This is a genomic window from Mesorhizobium sp. B3-1-9 (genome assembly GCF_006439595.1).
Classification (GTDB): domain Bacteria; phylum Pseudomonadota; class Alphaproteobacteria; order Rhizobiales; family Rhizobiaceae; genus Mesorhizobium.
In genome coordinates, this window is the sequence record NZ_VFTJ01000001.1 from 661,243 (window position 1) to 682,541 (window position 21,299).

General features: G+C 64.7%; 18 protein-coding genes. 3 read left to right on the forward strand and 15 right to left on the reverse strand.

The genetic code is table 11. The features are described from left to right. The first annotated feature begins 1 nt into the window (after position 1). From tssI to FJW07_RS03050, 3 genes are read left to right on the forward strand one after another with little or no spacing between them, the layout of a single operon-like run. Positions 2-2,326: a type VI secretion system tip protein TssI/VgrG gene (gene tssI / locus FJW07_RS03040; RefSeq protein WP_140854334.1), complete on the forward strand. Its 2,325-nt coding sequence runs from the start codon at positions 2-4 to the stop codon at positions 2,324-2,326. 8 nt (positions 2,327-2,334) lie between these two features. Further along, positions 2,335-2,760 (forward strand): DUF6484 domain-containing protein, encoded by a 426-nt coding sequence (locus tag FJW07_RS03045; RefSeq protein WP_140706188.1) that lies wholly within the window; start codon positions 2,335-2,337, stop codon positions 2,758-2,760. A 7-nt stretch (positions 2,761-2,767) separates the two neighbouring features. Continuing rightward, positions 2,768-3,850 carry a hypothetical protein gene (locus tag FJW07_RS03050; protein WP_140706186.1) on the forward strand — a complete coding sequence of 361 codons (1,083 nt, stop codon included), beginning with the start codon at positions 2,768-2,770 and terminating at the stop codon, positions 3,848-3,850. A gap of 24 nt (positions 3,851-3,874) precedes the next feature. Here the strand turns inward: FJW07_RS03050 and FJW07_RS03055 are convergent, their stop codons facing one another. The 15 genes from FJW07_RS03055 to FJW07_RS03125 are packed head-to-tail and all read right to left on the reverse strand — an operon-like array spanning position 3,875 to position 21,264. Beyond that, the gene (locus FJW07_RS03055) at positions 3,875-4,822 is read right to left on the reverse strand and encodes a type VI immunity family protein (protein ID WP_181182541.1); all 948 of its coding nucleotides are present in this window, start codon (positions 4,820-4,822) and stop codon (positions 3,875-3,877) included. 13 nt (positions 4,823-4,835) lie between these two features. Beyond that, complete coding sequence (locus tag FJW07_RS03060; protein WP_181175419.1) at positions 4,836-5,393, reverse strand: SMI1/KNR4 family protein; 558 nt, start codon at positions 5,391-5,393, stop codon at positions 4,836-4,838. A gap of 13 nt (positions 5,394-5,406) precedes the next feature. After that, the gene (locus FJW07_RS03065; RefSeq protein ID WP_140706179.1) at positions 5,407-6,357 is read right to left on the reverse strand and encodes a DUF4150 domain-containing protein; all 951 of its coding nucleotides are present in this window, start codon (positions 6,355-6,357) and stop codon (positions 5,407-5,409) included. Then, a complete protein-coding gene (locus tag FJW07_RS03070; protein ID WP_140854337.1) occupies positions 6,357-7,373 on the reverse strand; it encodes a beta-ketoacyl synthase N-terminal-like domain-containing protein in 1,017 nt (338 codons plus the stop codon). Before FJW07_RS03070 ends, FJW07_RS03065 begins: the two co-directional genes overlap by 1 nt. Positions 7,374-7,423: 50 nt before the next feature. Then, positions 7,424-8,488, reverse strand: a complete 1,065-nt coding sequence (locus FJW07_RS03075) for a DUF2169 domain-containing protein (RefSeq protein ID WP_140706175.1) — start codon at positions 8,486-8,488, stop codon at positions 7,424-7,426. Beyond that, positions 8,488-9,030 carry a type VI secretion system-associated protein TagF gene (gene tagF / locus FJW07_RS03080; protein ID WP_140854339.1) on the reverse strand — a complete coding sequence of 181 codons (543 nt, stop codon included), beginning with the start codon at positions 9,028-9,030 and terminating at the stop codon, positions 8,488-8,490. Before tagF ends, FJW07_RS03075 begins: the two co-directional genes overlap by 1 nt. Continuing rightward, positions 9,012-12,554, reverse strand: a complete 3,543-nt coding sequence (gene tssM / locus FJW07_RS03085; protein WP_140854341.1) for a type VI secretion system membrane subunit TssM — start codon at positions 12,552-12,554, stop codon at positions 9,012-9,014. The genes tagF and tssM overlap by 19 nt, the downstream gene beginning before the upstream one ends. Before the next feature lies 1 nt (position 12,555). Continuing rightward, positions 12,556-13,878, reverse strand: a complete 1,323-nt coding sequence (tssL, locus tag FJW07_RS03090) for a type VI secretion system protein TssL, long form (RefSeq protein WP_140854343.1) — start codon at positions 13,876-13,878, stop codon at positions 12,556-12,558. A gap of 4 nt (positions 13,879-13,882) precedes the next feature. Continuing rightward, positions 13,883-15,217 (reverse strand): type VI secretion system baseplate subunit TssK, encoded by a 1,335-nt coding sequence (gene tssK, locus FJW07_RS03095; RefSeq protein WP_140643169.1) that lies wholly within the window; start codon positions 15,215-15,217, stop codon positions 13,883-13,885. 43 nt (positions 15,218-15,260) lie between these two features. After that, on the reverse strand, positions 15,261-15,713 hold the full coding sequence (gene tssJ, locus FJW07_RS03100; RefSeq protein ID WP_140643168.1) for a type VI secretion system lipoprotein TssJ: 453 nt from the start codon (positions 15,711-15,713) through the stop codon (positions 15,261-15,263). A 4-nt stretch (positions 15,714-15,717) separates the two neighbouring features. After that, positions 15,718-17,172 (reverse strand): type VI secretion system-associated FHA domain protein TagH, encoded by a 1,455-nt coding sequence (tagH, locus tag FJW07_RS03105; RefSeq protein WP_140854345.1) that lies wholly within the window; start codon positions 17,170-17,172, stop codon positions 15,718-15,720. Next, positions 17,169-18,236, reverse strand: coding sequence for a type VI secretion system baseplate subunit TssG (tssG, locus tag FJW07_RS03110; RefSeq protein ID WP_140854347.1), 1,068 nt, complete (start codon positions 18,234-18,236; stop codon positions 17,169-17,171). Before tssG ends, tagH begins: the two co-directional genes overlap by 4 nt. After that, positions 18,200-20,074 carry a type VI secretion system baseplate subunit TssF gene (tssF, locus tag FJW07_RS03115; RefSeq protein WP_140854349.1) on the reverse strand — a complete coding sequence of 625 codons (1,875 nt, stop codon included), beginning with the start codon at positions 20,072-20,074 and terminating at the stop codon, positions 18,200-18,202. Before tssF ends, tssG begins: the two co-directional genes overlap by 37 nt. A 1-nt stretch (position 20,075) precedes the next feature. Further along, a complete protein-coding gene (gene tssE / locus FJW07_RS03120) occupies positions 20,076-20,828 on the reverse strand; it encodes a type VI secretion system baseplate subunit TssE (protein ID WP_140834178.1) in 753 nt (250 codons plus the stop codon). Next, a complete protein-coding gene (locus tag FJW07_RS03125) occupies positions 20,815-21,264 on the reverse strand; it encodes an Hcp family type VI secretion system effector (protein WP_181166839.1) in 450 nt (149 codons plus the stop codon). Before FJW07_RS03125 ends, tssE begins: the two co-directional genes overlap by 14 nt. Positions 21,265-21,299 lie beyond the last annotated feature (35 nt).

Here is a 21,299-nt window from a genome sequence, read left to right on the forward strand (position 1 = left end):
CATGCCGAACGAACGTGCCACGGTTGTACAGACGCCGGCTGGCGCCGACCTGACCTTCACCCATCTCGTCGGCCGCGATGAGATCAGCCGTTGTTTCGCCTATACGGTTGGCTTCGTGTCGAAGAATCGTGACGTCGATCCGTTGAAGATGCTGGGCGGCGTCGTTTCGGTCGAGGGCGAATCCGATCCGAAGCGCTGGTTCAGCGGCCTTGCGTCGGATTTCAAGCTGACCCGCATCGAGGACCGGCTGGCCTTTTACGAGGCGACCGTCAGGCCATGGCTCTGGTTCCTCGGCAACACCACCGATTGCCGTATCTTCCAGAACATGACGGCGGTGGAGATCGTCGAGAAGATATTCTCGAAATACGGCATCGCCAAATTCGAGAAGCGGCTGCAGGGGTCCTATCCCCAGCGCGAATATTGCGTCCAGTACGACGAGAGCGATCTCGATTTCGTGCAGCGGCTGCTCGAACACGAAGGCATCTTTTATTTCTTCGAGCACGACGAGGGCAAGCACACGCTCATCCTCTGCGATGCGATGAGCAAGCTGAAGCCGGCGCCCGGTTACGAGAAGGTGCTTTACAATTTCGAGGGCCAGGCGTCGCGGCGCGATGTCGAATACATCACCGAGTGGATACCTGGCAGCGCGGTGCGGCCGGGCGCCTATGCACACACGGACTACGACTTCGAGAAGCCCGGCGCCGACCTGATGGCGAAATCCGCCCAGCCTTTCGCCCATAAGGAGGCCTCGGGCGAAAACTATCGTCAGCCTGGCGCCCATCTCGATGTCGGGCGGGGCGACAAAATCGCCGGAATCCGTCGCGAGGAGCTTCAGGCAGTGCACCAGCACAGCACGGCGGTTGGCACGGTGCGCGGCCTTTTTTCCGGGTGCAAGTTCACGCTGGAGAGCTTTCCGCGCGACGACCAGAACCAGGACTATCTGGTGGTCAGCGCCGAATACCGGCTGTTCGATCCGGGCTACCGGACCCAGAACGAGGCCCACAGCGAGAATTTCAAGGTAGTGCTCGGCGTGGCGCCCACCAAATTGCCCTATCGCCCACCGCGCATCACGCCGCGCCCGATCATGCGCGGTCCACAGACGGCGACCGTCGTCGGCCCTTCGGGCGAGGAAATCTTCACCGACAAATATGCGCGCGTGAAGGTGCAGTTCCACTGGGACCGGCTCGGCAAGAAGGACCAGAACTCCTCATGCTTCGTGCGCGTCTCGCAAACCTGGGCAGGCAGCGGTTGGGGCTTCATCCAGATCCCGCGCATCGGCCAGGAGGTCATCGTCGATTTCATCGAAGGCGATCCGGACCTGCCGATCATCACCGGCCGCGTCTACAACGCCTCGCAGATGCCGCCCTATGGCCTGCCGGGCAACGCCACGCAATCCGGCTGGAAGTCGAATTCCTCGAAAGGCGGCGGCGGTTACAACGAGCTGATGTTCGAGGACAAGGCGGGCTCCGAGCTGGTCAACTTCCAGGCCCAGAAGGACAACCATCTGCTGATCAAGCACGACCGCAACAAGACGGTCCAGCACGACCAGTCCGATCGCATCGACCACGACGCCAAGCACTCCGTCGGCCACAACCTCGACGAGGATGTGGGCAACAACAAGACGGTCAAGGTCGGCGTCGACCAAACCACCAACATCGGCTCGAATGACACCGAGACGGTGGGCAAGAATCGCTCGCTGACCGTCCAGGCGAATGAGACCATCCACGTCGTCGCCAATTCGACCGAAAACATCGATGCCAACCATTCGCAGACGGTGGGGCTGAACCAGACGGTCACGGTGGGTATCGCGCGCGTCGACACGGTGGGCGCCGCCGAAGCGAGGACCGTGGGTGCCTCGCAGACGAATACGATTGGGGCGACCCGCGCCGTCAGCGTCGGTATCAGCCAGAGCCATGACATCGGGGCCGGCGACAGCTGGAACGTCGGAGCCGGTCAGACCGTTAACATCGGCGCCGACCAGAACGTGACCATAGGCACCGCCCAGTCGTTCAATGTCGGTGCTGCGCGCAGCGCCAGCATCGGCGCCGACGACTCGACGAATGTCGGTGGCGCCCATTCGCTGACTGTCGCAAAGGACAGTTCGATCGGCATTAGCCAAAACAGCGCGATCAATGTCGGCAAGAAGCTGGTGATCAATGCCGGCGACGAGATCCTTATCCAGACCGGGTCGGCCAAGATCATGATGAAGAAAGACGGCTCGATCGCGATCGAGGGCAAGGATATCTCGGTCAAGGGATCGGGTAAGATCGTTATTAAAGCATCGGGCGACATCACCATGAAGGGCTCGAAGATTGCGGAGAATTAGGAGGGCGCATGGCAAAGCTTCGTAATCGCATCGAAGGTGTCGTCATTGGCCAGTTTCTTGGCTTTGACGGCGACAAGCCGCTGGTCGTTTTTCCCGGCAATCCCTGGGAAACCGCGTTGCCGGCACGCAGCTTGGCCTCCTTGAGTTCCGACATGATCGGACAGGAGGTCGCGCTGCTGTTCGAAGACGGCAACCCGCAAAAGCCGCTGATCGTCGGCCGTATCGTGGAGCCTGCCAAAAAGCCAACAGGAGCTCAGGTCTTTCGCGATGGCGAGCGCGTGCGGATCCATGCCGAGGAGCGGCTTGAACTGCGCTGTGGCAAGGCCACGATTCTGATGGAGGCGGACGGCCGCATCACTATCCGCGGCACCTATGTCGCCAGCCATGCGAGCGCGACCAACCGCATGCGCGGCGGGTCGATCAGCCTGAATTGAAGGTCAGATGGCGGGCGCGGCGAAATTGAACCGGCCGCCTATCGCGGCGCAAGAGCAGATTGTCCCCGATATCGTACGCCAGCACGTCGAGCAGGCCGCATTCCTCTGGGCGCAGCGCGACATGCTGGCGGCCCAGAAGCCGCCGGACGAGAAAGCCATCGTGGGTATCGACCGGCGACTGGAGGCTAATCTGGACGGTGTGCGCGTCGCCGGAGCTGCCGCTTGGCCATTCATCACCGCAGCCTATGATGACTTTCCCGAGAGGGGCGAACTGTTCGTCTATGGCTGGACGGCAATAGAACAGACGGATGGGCGACGTATTCTCGAAGCCGTGGAGCTGGGCCGCACACGGGACGACGAAGTGCACGGGCTGGTCGGCGCACTTGCATGGCATGACGCCAAGGCGATCGGACCGCTGGTGCGCAACTGGATCGCGTCCGAGGATGGGTTCAAGCGTTATCTCGCGGTTGCCGCATGCCTGGAACACGGCGTGGATCCCAAGGACGTCCTGGTCCGCCTTGTCCGCGATCCAGATATGCGCGTGTGCGCAACAAGCCTGCGCCTTGCCGGCAAGGCGAGGCGCGCCGACCTAGTGCGCGAGATCGCTGCCGCCCTGGAATCGCAATATGAGGCGGTACGCCTTTCCAGCGCCCTGGCGCTGAACGAACTCGGTCACGCCGCTCTGGCAAAGCCCGAACTGCACAAACAGGTCCTGGCTAACGGACCCGACGCGCTGATTGCCTTGCGCACCATTGTGAAGATCGGGCCGGACAAGGATGTCCGCGCCTGGATGGGCGGGTTGCTGAAGTCGCCTGACACCGCGTCGCTTGCCGTGCGCGGGGCCGGCATGCTGGGTGACCGCACGATCCTGAACTGGCTTATTCATCAGATGCGCAATCCTGCGCTCGCCGTGGCGGCGGGCGGCGCGTTGCTCGAGCTTTTTCCGGAGGCGCGCAACGCGGATCTCTTCACGCTCGAGCCCGCGGAAATCGGCCAGGCATTCGAGGACCATTTCGGAGATTTCGGCCCGAATGTGCCGGTGGCCGACAAGGTGGAGGCCTGGGGAAGAGCGGCTGCCCTGCTTGGCTGACTGAGCCGGGTCACGGTTACGAGGTTATGCGGACGTCCAGGCGCTCGGCGCGGCAAATCGATGGATCCAGTCCACTGTGCAGGCCCTCTCGGCGAACGGTCCTTCGAATTCGGTGATGTCCGTCAGCAATACCGGATCGAGGAGAGACCCGGCCGTGAAATAGGAGGCCAGTTCAGGTTCCCGGCGGTGTCGGTCGCCCAGGATGGGCTTCTCCCCGAGCTGAAGCAGTGCGCCGGACCCGCAGGGCTTGAGCACCGCACCGGGTATCGTCTTCAACGACTGTCGCTGGCGCGCGAGTTTTGGATCGGCCAGGAACTTGGCGCCGATGAATGTGAGCCAGGAAATTGCCTTCATGCCGTTGTGCATGAACGGCAAAGCCGCGTTCAAATCCTCGACATCGACAGCCCAGTAGCGTTTCGCCCACGGGAAAATCTGGGCGAAAGCGGCTGCCTTGAAGTAGGGATCGTACAGGTGACAAAATCCGGCATGGCCGGACAGATATTGGATGTGTTTTCCCACTTCGTTGGCCAGGCTTGCCACCAGAGCCGGTGCCGTGTCCCAGGGAAAGAGAAACCGGTAGAAGGCGTGCTCCGGCTCGTTGGCCTGATGCGCGAGGCGGTATATGCAGGCGCTCCAGCTTTGCGAGAGCTTGCCGTCCCAGATGCGAAATTCCGTGCGCCATCCTCGGATGGTCCGATGACGGATCCGGTGCAGGAACGGAAAGGTTGCGCCATCCGAAAGCGGAGCGTTGATATAGTTGCCGGCAGGCAGCCTGCTGAAGCCGATATCGGGAGAGGCCTTAACCTTCGTCCAGACGTCTGCCGGCGCGTATTTTCGGTAGATATCGAGAACCGCCTCCCATTCAGGTACCGATAGGCGTTCTGCATAGATAGTGAGGTCGAGCCCGATCTCCAGCAGGGGAGAGTCGAGATCTCCGGGGGAAGGCAGTGTCAGGAGGGCGGGAGACGTCATCTGGAATCCCTGGTTACTCTTTGGGGTCCGGACCGGCGTCCGCCCCCTTCTCGTCCTTGATCCACTCGCGCACCTCGTCGTAATTGCTCTTGAGATATGCAGCCATGTCCTTATGTCGGGCCAATTCTCCCTCTTCGTAGGTGTATTCCACGACATCCATTTCGCCGTCGGCCCGGCGGGTGTCGATGTCGAGGTAAACGACAAAGGTGGTATCCGCGCCGCCGACGATCAGCAGATTATCCGGATTGTAAGGGTCTTCTCCCTCGCGCATCATTTTCTTGAAGCTTTTGACGCGGTCACGAATTTCCTCCTCATGGCGCTGTGCCAGGGACAAGAGGTCGGCTTCGTCCTCCAGGGCTATCCAGCCATCGTGCAGCAGCAGCATCTCGCGATAGCTTGGAGGCAGCGCGTAACCGAGGCTGCGTTCCAAGGCTTGTAGCTGCTGCTCGGAGGCAGGTGGCCCGAGGACTTGATCTGCTGATTGACCAAACGCCACCTGGTAGAACTCTTCCCGGGCCTGATATAGTTTCGAGACCAGAGCCTGTAGCCGTGCACGGATATCCTTGGCCATCGTTCCCATCCATCTATTTGCAGCAATCGAGCGTGACGCCCGTGTGTGCCTTGACCTTTTTCCCGTTCGCGTAGGTAAAATCGGTGGTCTTGAAGGCCCTCATCTTCGAACCAATCCATTCGTTCGGTTTTGACGGCATCATCCTAAGGTTCGCGAAGTCCTTGGTCGCACCGCCCACCTGAATTTCCTTCATGTGATCGGGGCTCATCCCCGGCAGGTTGGGTTTGGCTCCCTGATCCTTCCATCTGTCATGCGCGCATTTGTGGACGAAGTTGTCTTTGATGTCGTCGGGCTTGGCGGTGCCTTTGGGGGGGAGCTGGTCGGTCAGCGCCTTGCGATAGGCGTTGGCCCCCGCGTTGCCGAGCTTACGCAAGCTTTTTCGCCCGCCCGACCGCGGCGCGTGCGAAGCCTGACGCCGAAAATCGCCTTGCTTGTTCATTGCCAGGCATTTGGCGCACATGCATTTTATGTCGCATTCACGCTTCTCTTTGTTCCGTTCCTCTTTGTAGTCGGAGCATTTGATAATCAGCGGATTGCTGCCGGCTTTGCATACGTCTGGGATAATGCCTGCCATACAGATCGTGTTGCCGTGGTTCATCTTCAGCTTGTCGCTGAACCGGCAGACGTTTGCCCCGTCCATCTTCACATCGAAGGAATACGTGATCCACGTCGCCTCCTTCATAAAAGTGCTCGACACGACGCCGCCCGCGGTTCCAGCCTCATCGCCCGAGCAGCGGCTGAGTTCAGAGCCCTTGATCGCGCAGGAGTTGCCGTCCGCCGTGACAGTTGTGGTGCCATTAGCCAGGTCGCTGGCGTTTGAAATGATGACGGGGTATGGGATAGGCACTGGTCCGCCGGGGCTGGGTGTCTTGCACACGTCGGGAGCCGTGCTCATCGCGAAGTCGGAGCTGCCCTTGTGGACGATTCCGTTCATCGTGCCGTTGACCTTGACCGTTACCGACATCAGCGCGCCTGTGCCTCCGTGCGGGCGTGGACGAGAAACCCGCAGCGTTCGCCCGATTCCGAACTCGTGAATGCCGCCAGGACAGGTCCTGCGGCGTAGCGTTTCCTGGTGGCCGCCTCGGCCAGCATGAGCAGCAGCGGTCCGGAAGCCGCCCCCACATCGCCCCAGCAATCCGCCGGCGCCGTAAAGGCGTCGGGCGCGCGGAACAACTCGGCCGCGCGGATGCTCGCAAAGCCAAACTCATCCGCACGGTAAGGCTCGCCATTCATGTCGCAATACAAATGGTCTACCTTGATTGCGGGCGGGTCGCCGGCCAGGATTCGAAACATCGCCAGCAGGCCTTCGCCGGTGCACACGGTATCGGTCTTGATCAGGTTGGTTTCGCGGGCGATGGCAACCGACATGAGCTCTAGCGCTGCTGAGAGTTGATATGTTTGCGCCGCGGCTGTGGTCGTCAGCAAAACAAACCCCGCGGCCTCACCGGGGATGAAACCATAGGGATTGTTCTCCGCCCCGGCCGAGTGAACCTGATCGTTTTCTTCCAGCCATTCCAACGTTTCCGGCTCCAGATAGGAATCGACGCTACCTGCCAGCGCGAACTCGCAGGCGCCCGACCGCACCGCCTGCCACGCCCTTTCGATCGCCATCGTTCCGGCAGCGTGCCCGGATTCGATGACGATGGTTTTTTCGATGTGGCACAGAGGAGCCAGTTCCTCGCGCAGCCGGTCGACGACGATGGCGGCCACGTCACTTTCGCGGCCCGGTCGGGCAGACGGCAAGCCGACGAATAGGGAAACCCGAAGTTCGCCGGCCCAAGGCGCTGATGAAGGTCCGACGGCCTCTACTGCGGCGGGCGCCGCCAGTTCCGCTAACCGGGCCGCTCCCCTCACATCTATGTCGAGGTATGGCGCCAGGGCCACGATCATGCTCTTGCCGGCAGTGTCCACCACGAAAGGATGTTCGCCGAAACCGGCAATACCGGCACGCACGGCGGCAGCTGTCGCCGCTGCTGTCATGCCAACGGCCGTTCGGGCTCCTGATCCGATAAGCGCCACTCTCACTGCCCTTAACCACCTTCTTCATCAGGATCGCGCCAACTCTCATCGATCCCGGATGGGACCGAGCGCGGGTGTGCGTTCGTCACCGACAACAGGCTCACGCGCGTCCGGTCTAGCCGCTGCACATTGGCATGCGCCGGCAGCGACGTTCGCCAGACCAGCACCACCCGCGGCACGTCCGGCTCGATTATGACGGTGTGCAGGGTCCCTCGGTGCGTGATGCGTGGCTTGCCCTTGATATCCGTCTCAAACCGGAAGGCGAGGCGAGGTAAAAGAAACGCCATCCGCCCGGCCGGCGTCAGGTTCAGCAATTCCACAGGCTCTCCCCCTCGGAAGAAATGTTTCGGTCGCTGGTCCTCGGGAGAGCAAAGAAAGAAGCGGTCATCCAGGTCGAACGGATAGAGCGGGAAGTGATTTTTCTGCCACGCTTCATCATAGGTGCCGGCGTGTTGGGCACGCTGGCGCCAATGCGCGGGGATCGGTCCGAAGCCGGCCGCCTTGCTGCCACCGTTAGAGCCTAAGGTTTCAATATTCGGAGCGATCTTGCCGGGCACGGGCACCAGTCCGGTCCCGACTGGGTTGTATTGATCGAAGTGGGGCCGCTCCGGATCCTTGACCGGATCGGGCTCGCACCCGCCATACGCGCGCTCGTAGACCAGCGGCATGCGCATGAAAGGCTGCGGCGATCCGACACTGACACCGGACACTGAGTGCTGGTAGACGCGATCCCCGGTGACTCGGAGAGATTTTTGCAGGTCACCTATTCTCAAACTCACATCCACGGACGTCGCGGGTTTGTCCCCAACAGCGTAGGCATGGCCGCGCAGCAGCACGTCGGTCGTCGGTTTCGTCAGGTAGAAATCGGAATCGTACACCAGACTGCCGGCGCCCGGCCCGATGCCGAATTTGGGGGCCACGACCGGAGGCTCTTGTTCATCGGCGACAGCCGTTGTCCCATCCGGATTGACGCGCAGGCTGCATCGTACGGCGACCATCCAGACCTCGCCTCCGTCCCGGCCTCTGGTCCAGAGCCCGCTTGCTATGAACGGCGTATCGTTCTCGACCTGCCACATCAGCTGGTCTCCCAACTAGCGGCGAAGATCTGCTCCAGCGTCGATTGCGGCGCCTGCGGATCGACGTCGAAAATATCCGTATGCGCGGTCCACATAACCAGGTCGTCGACGACATCGCCCTCGCCTTCGACAAGCGGAACCGGCATGGCGGCCACGGCCGCGTCGAGCTCGTCGGTCGTCAGCTCTCCCCGCTGCGCGGCGAAGGCTGCGCTCTCGATGCCATCGAACCAGCCATCGCAATAGGCCAGCTTCAGCGGCGCGTCCGGGAGCCTTGCGACGACGCTCAATGGAAATTGCCGGCCGACCCGATCGGCGCTCTGCAACACGATGCCCGCCGAGCCGCCGAAGGCACCAGGGCCACTGAGGAACCGCAAGGACGTGCTTGCCAGCCAAGTTTCTATCCCGAACAGCGGCACGATGTGCTGCGCCAGCCAGCGGTCCCACACGCGCACGAAATCGCCCGGCAGCCGCCGCGTCACGAAATCGCCGGCGGCGGGCATCTTGCCGTAAAGGCCGGGCAGGATCAGATCTGTGGCGGACATGTGAACTTCTTGAACATTTCGAGCGTGTAGGGGTTCTCGACGCTGGCCGCCTTGAGCTCGAAATCGGCCCACATCCCCTTGGTGCCGAGCCGCAGGCTGTAGACGTCGGTGAGCTTGGTCGCGTTGAAGCGGCCGCCGCGCAGCATTCTCAGCCACGCCCAGCTGCCGGTCTCGTTGAGCATTATCTCAGGCGAGCCGTCGACGGGCTGGAAGGCGAGCGAGATCACACCGGTGCCGTCCTTGCCGGGCCATGTCATCGGCTGCGGCCTGGTCGCATTGTTGTAGTAGACGAGATTCTGGCCATCGAGGTTGAGCGTCACCCGCGCCACGTTGGGCGACAGGTCCTTCGGCTCCAGCGTAAAATTCATCACAGGGCCGGTGCCGCCGGGGAAGAGATCGTCGCGGATGTGGCGCGCCTGCTCGAACGCCGCCAGCGCCGCCGGGTCCAGGCCGAAATCGGCGCGCCATTTCCACGGTTCGCTGGCGGTGTCGACGTAGTTGATCAGGTGGTCGTTGGTGAAGGCGTCGATCAGCCCGGTCGGCCCGAACAGGCGCTGGAAGTCGCGCACGTTGACGTCGACCGCGCTCTCCGGACTGAACGGATAGCGGTTGTTGAGCGCGGCCTGGCAGAAGGGCAGGATGTCCGCCCGCCAGATGGCGTTGAGCTCGTTGGTGACGGCCTTCTGCGACAGGCCGCTGGTGTCGCCGGCAATCCCGCCCAGCCAGTCGTTGATCGGCGAGGGCAGGATCTGCGCTTGTCTCGCAACCGCGCCTGTGAGCTCGGCCAGCCCGCCCTGCTTCTTGATGGCGTCCTGCGGGTCGGGATTGGCGGTCACGGTCTGCAGCACGTTGGACAGCGCCGTCAGCGCCACGACGGCGGCGTCGAGCGCCGGCGGTTGGCCGTCGACCTGGGCGATCGTGCCCTTGAGCGGCTTGAAATGCTCGGCCACCAGGCTGCCGGTCATGTCGACCTGGTCGGTCGAGCCCGCGCGGGGCAGCAATTTCGCGCCGGTCTTCACCACCTTGCCCAGTTTTCCGAGCTTGCTGAGCAGCTTCGAGCCGGTCTTGGCGGCGCCGCCGCTCTTGTCGTCGGCAGCCGCATCGTCCGAACGGGTCAGGTCGGTCTCCTGCACCACCGCGGTCAGCAGGCGCTTCAGCGCGGAGTCGGCGCTGGAAAGATCCTTGAGGTTCTCGCTGGCGACGTTGAGGTCGGTCAGCGGCGCCAGCCGCATGTCGCGCAGGAACGAATCCCACTGCGCGATATAGTCGTCGTAATAGAGCTTCAGGATGTCTTCCGACAGCGCCGAGACCGACGTCTCCGAATTCTCCGAGCAGCCGCCGGCAAACACGGCGCGGTCGAGCGCCGCCTGTCCGGCGACATCCTCGACCCGGTCGAGGATCGCGTCGTGGAAGCCGGCATAGGTGTAGGGGCCAGGAACGCCGACGCGCAGCGTTTTGTCGGAACGGCGCGCGAACACCTTGGCGCCGTTCGGCCCGGCGAAATTGGCCGGCACCCATTCCTTGACCGCTGCCACTTCCGTGTCGGCCAGAAGCTGCTTATAGGCGCGCTCCGGCAGCGAGATCGTGCACACCGTCTTCAGCGCTTCGGCGACCAGCTCCTTGTCCGGCGCGATGTAGCTGTCGTCGACCGCCATGCGGCGGATGGTGGCAAGCTGGTGCTCTTCGGCGTCGGCGGTTGGGAAGGGGGCGGCAGGCGCGAATTGCGGCAGGCTGTTCACCCACCAGTTCTGCACGAAATCGGTGTCCATCTGCGACAGGCCTGTCATCATCCGGTAGGTCTTCAGCGCGCCGAGCATGAAATCCGGATCGCGTATCTGCCGCCACATCGTCGCCTCCAGCAGCGCGACCATATGCGGCTCCAGCACGTTGCGCAGCGCATGATCGTAGGTGTCGGTCTGCGCGCGCACCAGCTCGGCCGAAGCGGTCGGGCCGAGCAGATTGTGGATGGCGTCCGGCGGTGCGGTGCGGGCCGTCGCCACCGCGTCCATCGCCGCCAGCGCGCCGTCCATGGTCGGCTGCTCGACCGCGGCCGGCATGGCGGCGACGTCGGTCAGGGGCTGCTGCAACGCCTCGAACTGGCCGGCCTGCTCGGTGATCGCATTGCGGTTGTCGAGATAGGACCAGGTGAACAGTCCACCGGCGAGCAAGGCGGCGAGCGCGCAGGCGGCGGCGGCTCCGCGCCAGATCCAGGCGCGGCGGCGCTGCGCCAGCGGATCGAACGTGCCGAGGCCGGCTTCCTTGAAAATCACTTCGGTGAGCAGGTTTCTGAGGAAGAAGCTGCGTTTCTCGACGCGCGCCGCCGGAATGGCGCGGCGCGGCGGCAGTCCGAAGGATGAGGAAAGGGCGGCGGTCAGCCGGTCGATCGGCGCGCCTTCCTGCGTCGCCGAGGTCAGATAGAGGCCGCGCAGCCAGGCGGCCTCCTCGTAGCGGCTTTCGCCGAACATCGCCTCGACCAGCACCTGGATCGGCTCGGAGAGGCTCGCGAGCTGCGCCGGGAAGCGGAAGATCTCGGCGCGCTGGCCGAGCTTGTCCTCGTCCTCGAGCCGCGGCACCAGCCGCCGCTCCAGCTCGGAGGCCAGCCTGGCGAGTTCCGTCTGGATCGTGCCGGCGTCGACACGTGCGTCGAGCGGAAAAGTGGTTCCCCACACCTGCTCGCGCGCCGTCGTCGACAGGCCGCCGAAAAAGGCTTCGAAGCCTTTGATCAGGTCGGCCTTGGTCAGCATCAGGTAGACAGGCAGGCGGATCTCCAGCCGATCGTTGAGCTCCGCCAGCCGCCGGCGGATTTTTCTGCCATGCGCCTTGATCGCCTCGTCGCCCTCCGACAGCGCGTCGATCGACAGCGCGACGATGACGCCGTTGAGCGCACGCCGGCCCCGGTGCTTCTTGAGCAGATCGAGGAAGCCCAGCCATTCCGTCGCATCGACATCCGGCTGGCTTTCCTGCTGGACGTAGCGGCCTGCTGTGTCGATCAGCACCGCGTTCTCCGAGAAGAACCAGTCGCAATTGCGCGTCCCGCCGACGCCCTGCAGATCGTCGGTGAGGTCGATCGGGAAATTGAGACCGGACTGGCGCAATGCCGTTGTTTTGCCCGTCGCCGGCGGCCCGACGATCACATACCACGGCATCTCGCGCAGGAATTTTCTGCCGCCGAGCTTGCGCCGCTTGAGCTCGGCCATCACCTCGCCGAACTTGGCGCCGACGGCCGCGACGCTCTCCTCGCCGGGTGTGAGCTGCTTTTCGGCCACCGGCGCCGCGATCTCGGCCACGAACATGCGGTTGGCGCGGATCGCGCGGCGTTGCGCGACGATCAGCCAGATCAGCCACAGGATGATCAGCCCGGCGATAATGGCGATGCGCACATTGTCGGATTCGAACGGCGCGTAAGGGCCGACCTGCACGATCGGGCCGAATACCCAGATCAACAGCGAAAGCAGCGCGATGCCGATCAGCGTCCATAGGAATCGCGAGGTGATGACGGCCCAGAGGAAGCGCAGGATGAACATCTCAGAGCCTCTTCTCGACCAGAACCTCGACGCGCCGGTTGAGCGCGCGGCCTTCACGCGTCGAGTTGTCGGCCACCGGATCGGTTTCGGCGCGACCCTCGGAAGAGATGCTCTCTTGCGGCACGCCGGCCTGCACCAGAAGCTTGGCTATGGTTTCGGCGCGCGCTTCCGACAGACGCTGATTGCTGGCAAACGGATTGGACTTTTGCAGGCGCACATTGTCGGTATGGCCGACGACGGTGATTTTCCCGATCAGCTCCTTGTTGTCCAGGATCACCTTGGCGATCGCTGCGATCAGCGGCTCGTACCCTTCCGTCAGCGTCGGCCGGGAGGACTGGAAGAGCTCGGGATTGGAGGACTGGACGATCAGCTTGGCCAGCGAGACGCTCTCCGTGCCGCTCAGCGCCCCCTTGAGGTTGTCCGGCGCTTCGGCCTTGAATTCGGGCAGCAGCGCGAAATCGACGGGCTGCGGCGGTTCGGGCGCATCTTGCTGTGGCGCGGCGCGGGTGACGTCGCCGCGCGAGGCCGGCGGCAGCGTGCGCACCAGCGCCGAGAGCTCGACCGCCTGGCTGCTCAGGCCCATCGACAGGCCGATATAGGCGGCCGCGGCGACGACGATCGCCGCAAGCGCCATCACCCAGATCGGAACGATGAAGCGCTGCGGCTCGTCAGAAGCGATCACGCCTTTCCAGTTCGGCGACAGTGGCGCGTCCTCCGCGTCCGCGTTGCGCAGGAAGCGCGCCGCCGCCACGCGCACGGCATTCAACGACCGGTCGCCGGCGCGGCCGGGCACGCGATACTTGCCGCGGAAGCCGAGCGCGAGGCAATAATATTGCAGCTCCAGCATTTCCCGGTCCCGGGTGGGATGGCGCTCCAGCTCGTCGAGCCGCGTGAAGAACTGTGTGCCGGCATCGACGTCGCCGCGCAGCATCACCACAAGCGGTTGGCGCGGCCAGGCGCTGGCGCCGCCCCATGGCGTGTTGAGCGCAAGATCGTCGAGCAGCGCCGCCACCGCCCATGCGGCCTGGTCGGCGCGCTCCAGCGATGAACCAGCCGCAACCGCCGCGTCGCGGGCCCGCACCAGCTCGTCGAGCAGGCGCGTGCGCATGACTTCCGGGTTCTCCGGCGCCAGCGCGCTTTCGAGCTCCGGCGCGAATTCGAGCAGCGGCGCGAAGATGTTGATCAGCGTATTGGGATGGGAGCGCGCCCGTTTGACCGGCGCGCCCGGCGCCAGCGGCGCCATCGGCCGGGGCGCCGCGCCGGTCAGCCGGATGCGGGTGCGCTCGCGATCCTCCGACAGTCCGAAAGGATCATCCCGGCTCATGGCCTCACCTATTCACCGAATAGCAGTCGACCTGCGGCTCGCTCGGCAGCACACCGGAAACGCCGATGACGAAGCCGGGGGCGTCGAGCAGCGAGGCCCAATGCTCGCTCTTCTGGTCGAGCTCCAGGCACAGCCGGTCGCCGTCATAAGGGATCTCGCGCGGCTGCGAATGAAGCGGTTTCAGCGGAATGCCAGGCAGGCGAGACTTCCATAGGCCTTCGAACTGGTCGGCGGATCCGACCGTCGCCTGGTTGACGAAGATCTTGCGCAGCGCGTCTTCCGAAAGCTCGGAGCCGACGCGGATGACGATGCGGCTGGCGACCAAAAGCTTCGGGTTGTCGATGCGCACCTTCCAGACATTGGTCGCGTGCCGCATGACCGGCAGCGCGCGCGATTTCGGCTCGATGTAGCGCAGGCTGAGGATGAGCGAACGCAAGGCGTCGGCCAGCGCCATATAGGCGGGGCCGGGCGCCATGTGGTCGTAGGCCGGCAATTCGCCGAGCCGCCGCGAGCTCGAGCCGTAGGTAGCCATCTCGCCGGCGAGGCCGGCAAGTTCGAGATAAAGCTCGGCCGGATGGAAGACATCCTGGGCCAGCATATGGGCAAGGCGTGGCCGCGCGGCGTTCGCCAGGTGCAGCATCAAAAGGTCCTCGACGCTGCGCCCGGCCCCGCCCATCACCATCTTGCCATGCGCCTCGGCGATCTGGTCGAGGCCGGTGACGACCTCCTGCAGCAATTGCCGATACCAGTGGACGGCGCCGGTGATCAGCGTCGGCGGCAGGAAGGACTGGTCGAGCGAGACGCCGCCATCAGCGCGCACGCCGGTGATGTCGGCGACCGGCAGCGCGGTGTAGCCGCCGACCGATTTGCCGGGCGCCAGCAGCACCGCTTGCGGTCGGGCGATTTCGATTTCCTCGGGATCGGCGCCGCCCTGCACGGCATCGCGCACCGGGACGATCTTTCCGTGGTAGCGCGCGCCCGTCGATGCGGCATGCGCCGGATCGAATCCGACGCCGCCGGGCGGCTCGAGCGGCAACGCCACCAGCACCGGCCCGGCGCCGGTGTCGGCCGTGACCGGCAGCGGCTTCGGCGCGTCCATCAGTTCCGGGATGGAGAAGGGCGTGCCGTCCGGGAAGATGCCCCGGGCGGACACGATCGAGACCTGGCCGGCATCGAGCAGCGACTGGTCGAGCGTCAGCTGCTGGAAGCCGAACGTATGGAGCTGGCCGGCCTGCAAGGCGCCGCGCACCATCCCCTCGAAGAACCGGTCCTGCTGCTGGAAATGCTGGGTCCTGAGAAACAGGCCCTCCGACCACAGCACCCTGTTTGCGTCGCTCATGCCATTACTCTCTGCACTGCCCTGCCGCCTGGTTGCCACGTTGCTAAGCGGAGATGCCGCCCTTGCCGAGGCTGACGTTGATGGTGAATTTCGAGCCCGGCGACACCGACTTGGTCGTGCGCCAGTTGCGTCCGCCAGGCTCGCGGATCAGCGCCACGAAACCGAGCGCGGTCGCGTTCGGTTCGACCGTGATGGTTTTTGCCGCCGTCTTGCCCGGAGCAACCGAGATCGCGTCCGAGCCGATGAGGTCGGCGCCGAGCGCCGAGCCGGCATCGCCCTGCAGCGCGAAATAATCCGCCGAGTTGAACTTGCCGGTGCTGGCAAGCCGCATCACCAGCACCGTCACCGGCCGGTCGCCGCCGCCCGGTCCCGGATTCATGCCGGCGCCGCCGGTCACGTTGACGGAGATGACCGATGGTTTCGGCGGGCCGCTCTGGCAAGCTGCAAGCAGCCCCGTCGCGCCGATGGCAATGATGAATTCGCGTCTGTCGATCATGTCCCTACTCCTCTTCATATGCATCCCTGAAGTCTGCGCCGATCTCGCCCAGGAAGCTCGATTCCGCGCTCTGGGCGATGTCGCGATGGCGTTTCTGGTAAAGTTCCCACAGCTTGGCATTGCGCCCGCCGGCGAGCAGATTGCCGATCGCGGAATTGGACTTGAGCTCTTCCTCGATCGCGGCCGGATCGAAACGGTCGATCATGCGCCGCAGCGCCGCCTGCACGCCGCGCCAGGCGCGCACGTGATGCTGCGCGAGATCCTTGACCGCGTCGCCGATCGCCGCCTCGCCGGAGAGAAAGCCGGGGCTGCGTTCCGCGATGATGGTGACGATGACATCCTCGACCGTCGGCAGGAATTTGAGCGGGTTGACCTCGGAGGCGCCGACCATGGTTTGGGCGACACGCGCGCTTCCCTTCTCTTCGGCGCGCTTGCGCAGGAGCTGCATCAGGCCATCGAGCATCAGCCGGTATTCCCGCCCGAACTTTTCCATTTCGGCAATCGCATCGCGCCCCGGAAAATCGGCCTCCTCGACGCCCATGCCGCGCAAGAACGCGGCGCGCAACGCCATGTCGCTGGACGCCGGTTGCGCCGGACGCGATGGCTTGGGCACGGGAACAGGGCGAGGTGGTGGCGCTGAGGGGTCGGCCGCCTGCGCCGGTATCTCCCATGGACGGGCGGCCTTCGGCTTCTCGGCGGGCCGCCCGTCGCGACCGGTTGCGTCGGCGTTGCTGCCGGAAGCGGGCGTCGCGGCTGGTCCGAAGCTGAAATCGTCGAAGCCGGACGGTTTCGGCGCGGGCTCGGGCATATCGTTGCGCGATGGCATCTCGCCGAAGCCGAAGGGGTCCGCCCGGGCGGCGTCAGGTTCTTCGCTCAAGGCCGGCGTCGCCACCGGATCGAGGCTGAACGGGTCGTCGAAGGCGGGCGAGCTGCGTTGGTTCGCGGCGCGATCGTAAGCCCCGGGCACAGGCTGTTCGAACGGATCGGGCAGCCCTGCCGGGCGCGGCCGCTGCGGCTCTTCTTCGACCTTGGCCGAGAAGAAATCGTCGCCGCCGATGCTGGGGGGCGTCCGCGATTGCGGCGGCGACCATGCCGGCGCGGCGTTGGAGATCGGCGCCTGACCGATCGAGGTGTGGCCAGCGCTGGGTTGAACCTCGACATGCAGCACATAGTCGCCCAGGCGCAGCCGCATGCCGCTTTGCAGGCGCGTCGACCTGCCGGTGCCGAGCGGGCTGTCGGAATCGTCGATGAACAATCCGCTGCTCGACGTGTCGGTGACGAAGTAGCCGTCGCGGCCGCCGCTGATCTTGCAGTGGGCGCGTGAAACGAACATGTCCGGATCGTCGATCTGCCAGCCGGCATCGGCGCTGCGGCCGATCACCAGTTCGCCTTCGTCCAGCCGGGTCTGCCTGACCACCTGCGAGCGCGGACCTTGTTCCAGCGTCAGCAGCAGGCTCATGCGACTGCCTCCGCCATTTCCGGTCGCCAGCCGACGATGGTGCGCAACCTGAGATCGTCGGCGTCCCCCTTTTCGGCGGGCCGCGAAAGCCAGGAGGTTCGGCCAAGCTGGATGGTTCCCATCTTCGGCGAAGGCACGGCTTCACGCGCGAGCACGATGCGCAGATCGACATCGAGCGCTTCGCCGATCATGTCGCGCACTGCCTTCTTGAACAGGGCAAGGCGCCGTTCTCCGGGCAGGAAGGACCTGAAATCGTCGAGACTCAGCGGTCCGACGCGCAATTCGATCCGGCTCTGCCGGCTGAAGACGCGCGGCCCGATCGTCGCGCCGCCGCCGAGCGTCGCATAGGCCTTGCCGATACGGCTCTGCAGCGCCGCCGGAATGGTGATCCAGGCGGCGACGAATTCCTTGATCTGCACCGGCACCTTGAAGGCGGTGGCGAGAAACAGCGTCAGCCGCTCCGCACCGTCGACCTGGTTTGCCAGCCATCCGGCCTGCCGTAGCCGCACCGTGTCGAGCTCGGGATCCTGCGTGCCGGGAAGGCCGATCCCGGCCATGGCTTCCAGCATGGCGCGGACGCGCCCGCCGACCGAACGTTCGACCTGCACCGCCGGATGCGCGTCCGCCCATGCGCGGTAATAGAGCGCGATCATGCGATGCTGCAGGATGTTGACGAAGTCGACGAAGGTCGTGTCGCTGGTCTGCTCGGCATCGGCGCCGGTGAACCAGCGCTGCGACAGTCGGTCGAGCACCCAGCGCGTCAGATGCAGCGGCATCGGCCCTTCCGGCCCGAGCAGGCCGAGATTGGCGACGGTCACCCGCGCCGGAGCCTTTTCGCCCACATCCTGGAATTTGATCACGTCCCGCGCCGAGAAGCTCAGGCGCACATGCTGGCCGATCCTTGCCGGCTCACGGTCCGCGGTTCCGGAATGCCCGAACAGGCCGCGCCGCTGCTCCAGGCGGCGCAGCAGCTCGAAGAAATCGTACCCCTCCGACAGCGGCTCCGCTTCGGTTGGGGCCAGCCGCGCTAGATCAGGTAGCGATTGCCGGGCGTCATCGGCCATGGCACATCCTCCTGCTTCTGCAGCAACCGCGTACGCGTCCGCACGAAACCATTTATCCCGGCATGGCGGGCGAACAACCGCGCAAGCAGGGCCGAAAGCAGCAGCGTGCTCTGGCCCGCCAGCACCGACTGGTCGACATGCAGCGTCACCTCGGTGCCGCGGCCGAAACACATCGGTCCGTCAATCTTGAGCCGCTCGATCACCGGCCGCGAGTCGATGCGGGTGATCGAATGCACGTTGCGGGCAAGGCTCGGATCGCCGCGATCGGCGTAGAGGTCGAGCAAGGCATGCAGCGGATCGACGCCGCGACCTTCTTTGGCGAGGCTGAGGAAATTGAGCGAGAGCTGCGCCACCAGCCGCCAGGCGAGATTGTCGGCGCGGGATTCGCCTTCGGCGCCGGCCGGGAGCGCTGCCGGGATCGCCGGCTGCGGCGGCCGCAGCGCGCCGAGCAGCCGTACCGCTTCCACCGGATCGGCGGTCTCCAGCGTCAGCGCCGGCGTATCGTCCAGGATCGGCAGGTCGCGGTTGGTGCAGAGCGCCATCACGTCGAGCCGTTTCAGCGGCCGGTTGGGCTGGCTTCCTGCCGGACGCGAGACGGCGAGGAACACGTCGTCGCCTGTGTAAGAGGTGCGGGTCAGGCCGTCGCGCCGCTCGTCCTCCGTGGCCCGGCGGGGGCGCCGCTCCGTCGAATAGACCCAGCCGCTGCCGCGGTTCTGCCCCAGGCTGAACAATTCCGGAATTATCGCCTCGCTGCCTTCAGCATCGGCGTCTTCCACCCGGGTGACCCGAAAGATCTCGAAGTCCCGTGCCCGGGTGCGGTCGGCATGCAGCACCTGGCGCGTCCGGCGCGGGTCGATCTCGATGACATTGCACTCGCGTTCGAAGAGATTGATGATCGGCGTTGCGAACAGCTCGAAATCGGCCACCGCCACATCGGCGAGTTCCGGCACCGGACGCCGGAACAGGAAGATGATCTCTATTGCCCCATCGCACTTGCGCACCACTGGCTGCAGGCCGGCGACGCGCACATAGTGGAAGCGCTCGGGGATCAGGAAATATTCGCGCAGCAGCCGGTATCCCTCGAAGGTCGGGCGCGTGCGCGGCATCAGCGCTTCGTCGTCATGGATGCCGATCATTTCGGGCTCGGGCAGCGCCGTGAGCGGATTGGTCTTGCCTTCCGCCCGCGCGCCGACGGCCGAGCAGGCACCGAAGATCGCGTCGAAGATGAGCGGCGCCTTGGTGCGCCCGGCGAAGTGGAGATCGAGCCGGTCGAGCGACAATTCGCTGAGCTTGCCCTTCCCGGTCCGGGTAAGCGCGATGCGGAATGCCGCTTCGCCGCGCACGCCGCCAACCGGCGCGATGCCGGCGGCGGCCAGCGCGCTGCGGTCCTGGAAATAGCTGACCGAATTGATCGTGATCGGCCACAGCGTGACCTCTTGCGCGGTGGTGAAGGTCGAGCGCGTCGAGAGCCCGGGATGCAGGCCGGAAACCAGCCGCGTGCCGCGCGCCACGGCATGGCCGGCGATCATCGATTGCACCTGCTGTCCGGGTTTCAGCACGGCCATCGCGGTCGCCGGCGCCGGCGTCACCAGGTCCGGATAGAGCACGTCGAGCACGGCGCGCGAAAAGCGCGAGCGCTCGGCGTCGACCTTGAGCCGCGTGCGCGCGGCAAGAAAGGCGACGCCGTCGAGCAGCCGTTCGACATAGGGATCGGGGCAGGGAACGGTGTCGAGGGAAAGGTTGCGGGCGACTGCCGGATGCATGTCGGCGAATTCCGCGGCCAGCGCGCGGATATGCGTCAGTTCCTCTTCGTAATACTCCACGAAGACCCGATCCATCTCAGGTCTCCCGGAATTCGGTTCGCGCCAGGCCGTTGTCGAGATTGATCGTGGTGCGCAGCCGCATGCGTTCCGGCGTCGGCGTCATGATCAGCACGGCGTCGATCTCGATCTTGAGGCCGACGGTCTTGTCGCCAAGCGTGACGTTGACGGTCGTGGCGCTTTCCTTGAGGCGCGGCTCGAAAGTGGCGAGCACCGCGCGGATCTCGCGCGCCAGCGTGTCGCGGTCGAAATCCCGCGACGAGCGGCCGGAAAACGACGGCACGCCGTAGTTGACGACGCTGCGGCGCACCTCCGGAAAGTCGGCGAGCGGCGGCAGCTCATCCAGGGGCTGTTCGTGCTCGGCGTCGGAAAGCATCGGTGCGGACTCGAAACGCTCGGTGTTGAACAGAGCCTCGATGTCGCGCCGGACCGCTTCCCTGAGCACGCGCGCCGACACCACCACGCCGCGGCTTTCGATCTCTGTGCGATGCTCGGTCTGGAAGACCAGTCTGTGCAGTCGTCGTTTCTGCTCGGATGTCAGTTCGGCATCGGCATCGATGACGCGCGCGCTGCCGGCAAGAAGAGCCTCGACGCGCTCGGCGCCGAGTTCTTCTTCCAGCAGACGGCGCAGCCCGTCGATCTCCGACGTCAGCCCGGGCAAGTCGTTGACGAGGCGGTCCCAGAGGGAGGGCTGGACCGCCTCGCGCTTTGCCCGCGAACTGCCGGCAAGCTGCGCTTTCGCGCCAGGCCGCTTGGCCTCACTTGCCGACATAGACGTCCATTTCGATCTCGTCGTCCTTGTCGTAGACGAACTTGATCTTCTTGTAGGCGAAACTGACTTCTTCCTCGATCAGGTCCGCCTCGTCGTGGGCCTGCCGCATGTCGTATTCCATGACGGAGGCGTCGGTGAGCGTCACGACCAGATAGTCGCTGGTCTCGCCGTCAATGGTGCGGCGGGCCGAAAACACCACTTCGTCCAGCGCCTTGTTCTCGAACAGCGCCTTCTTCAAGTAGGGCGACGACTTGTCGTAGTGCTTGAAGAATTTGATCATTCCCATCGACACGCGGCCGCGTCGCGACAGCGAATTGGGATCGTAAGGCGCGATCATCTTGTAATCGACGCCATGGATCTCGATTTCGTCTTCGTGGCCGTCGCGCTTGCTCGGGCCCTTGATATCCGGGACTTTCAGGAAGCCGTCGATCTTCATCGAAGGCGCATCGGCTCTATCAGGCATTGTCTTTC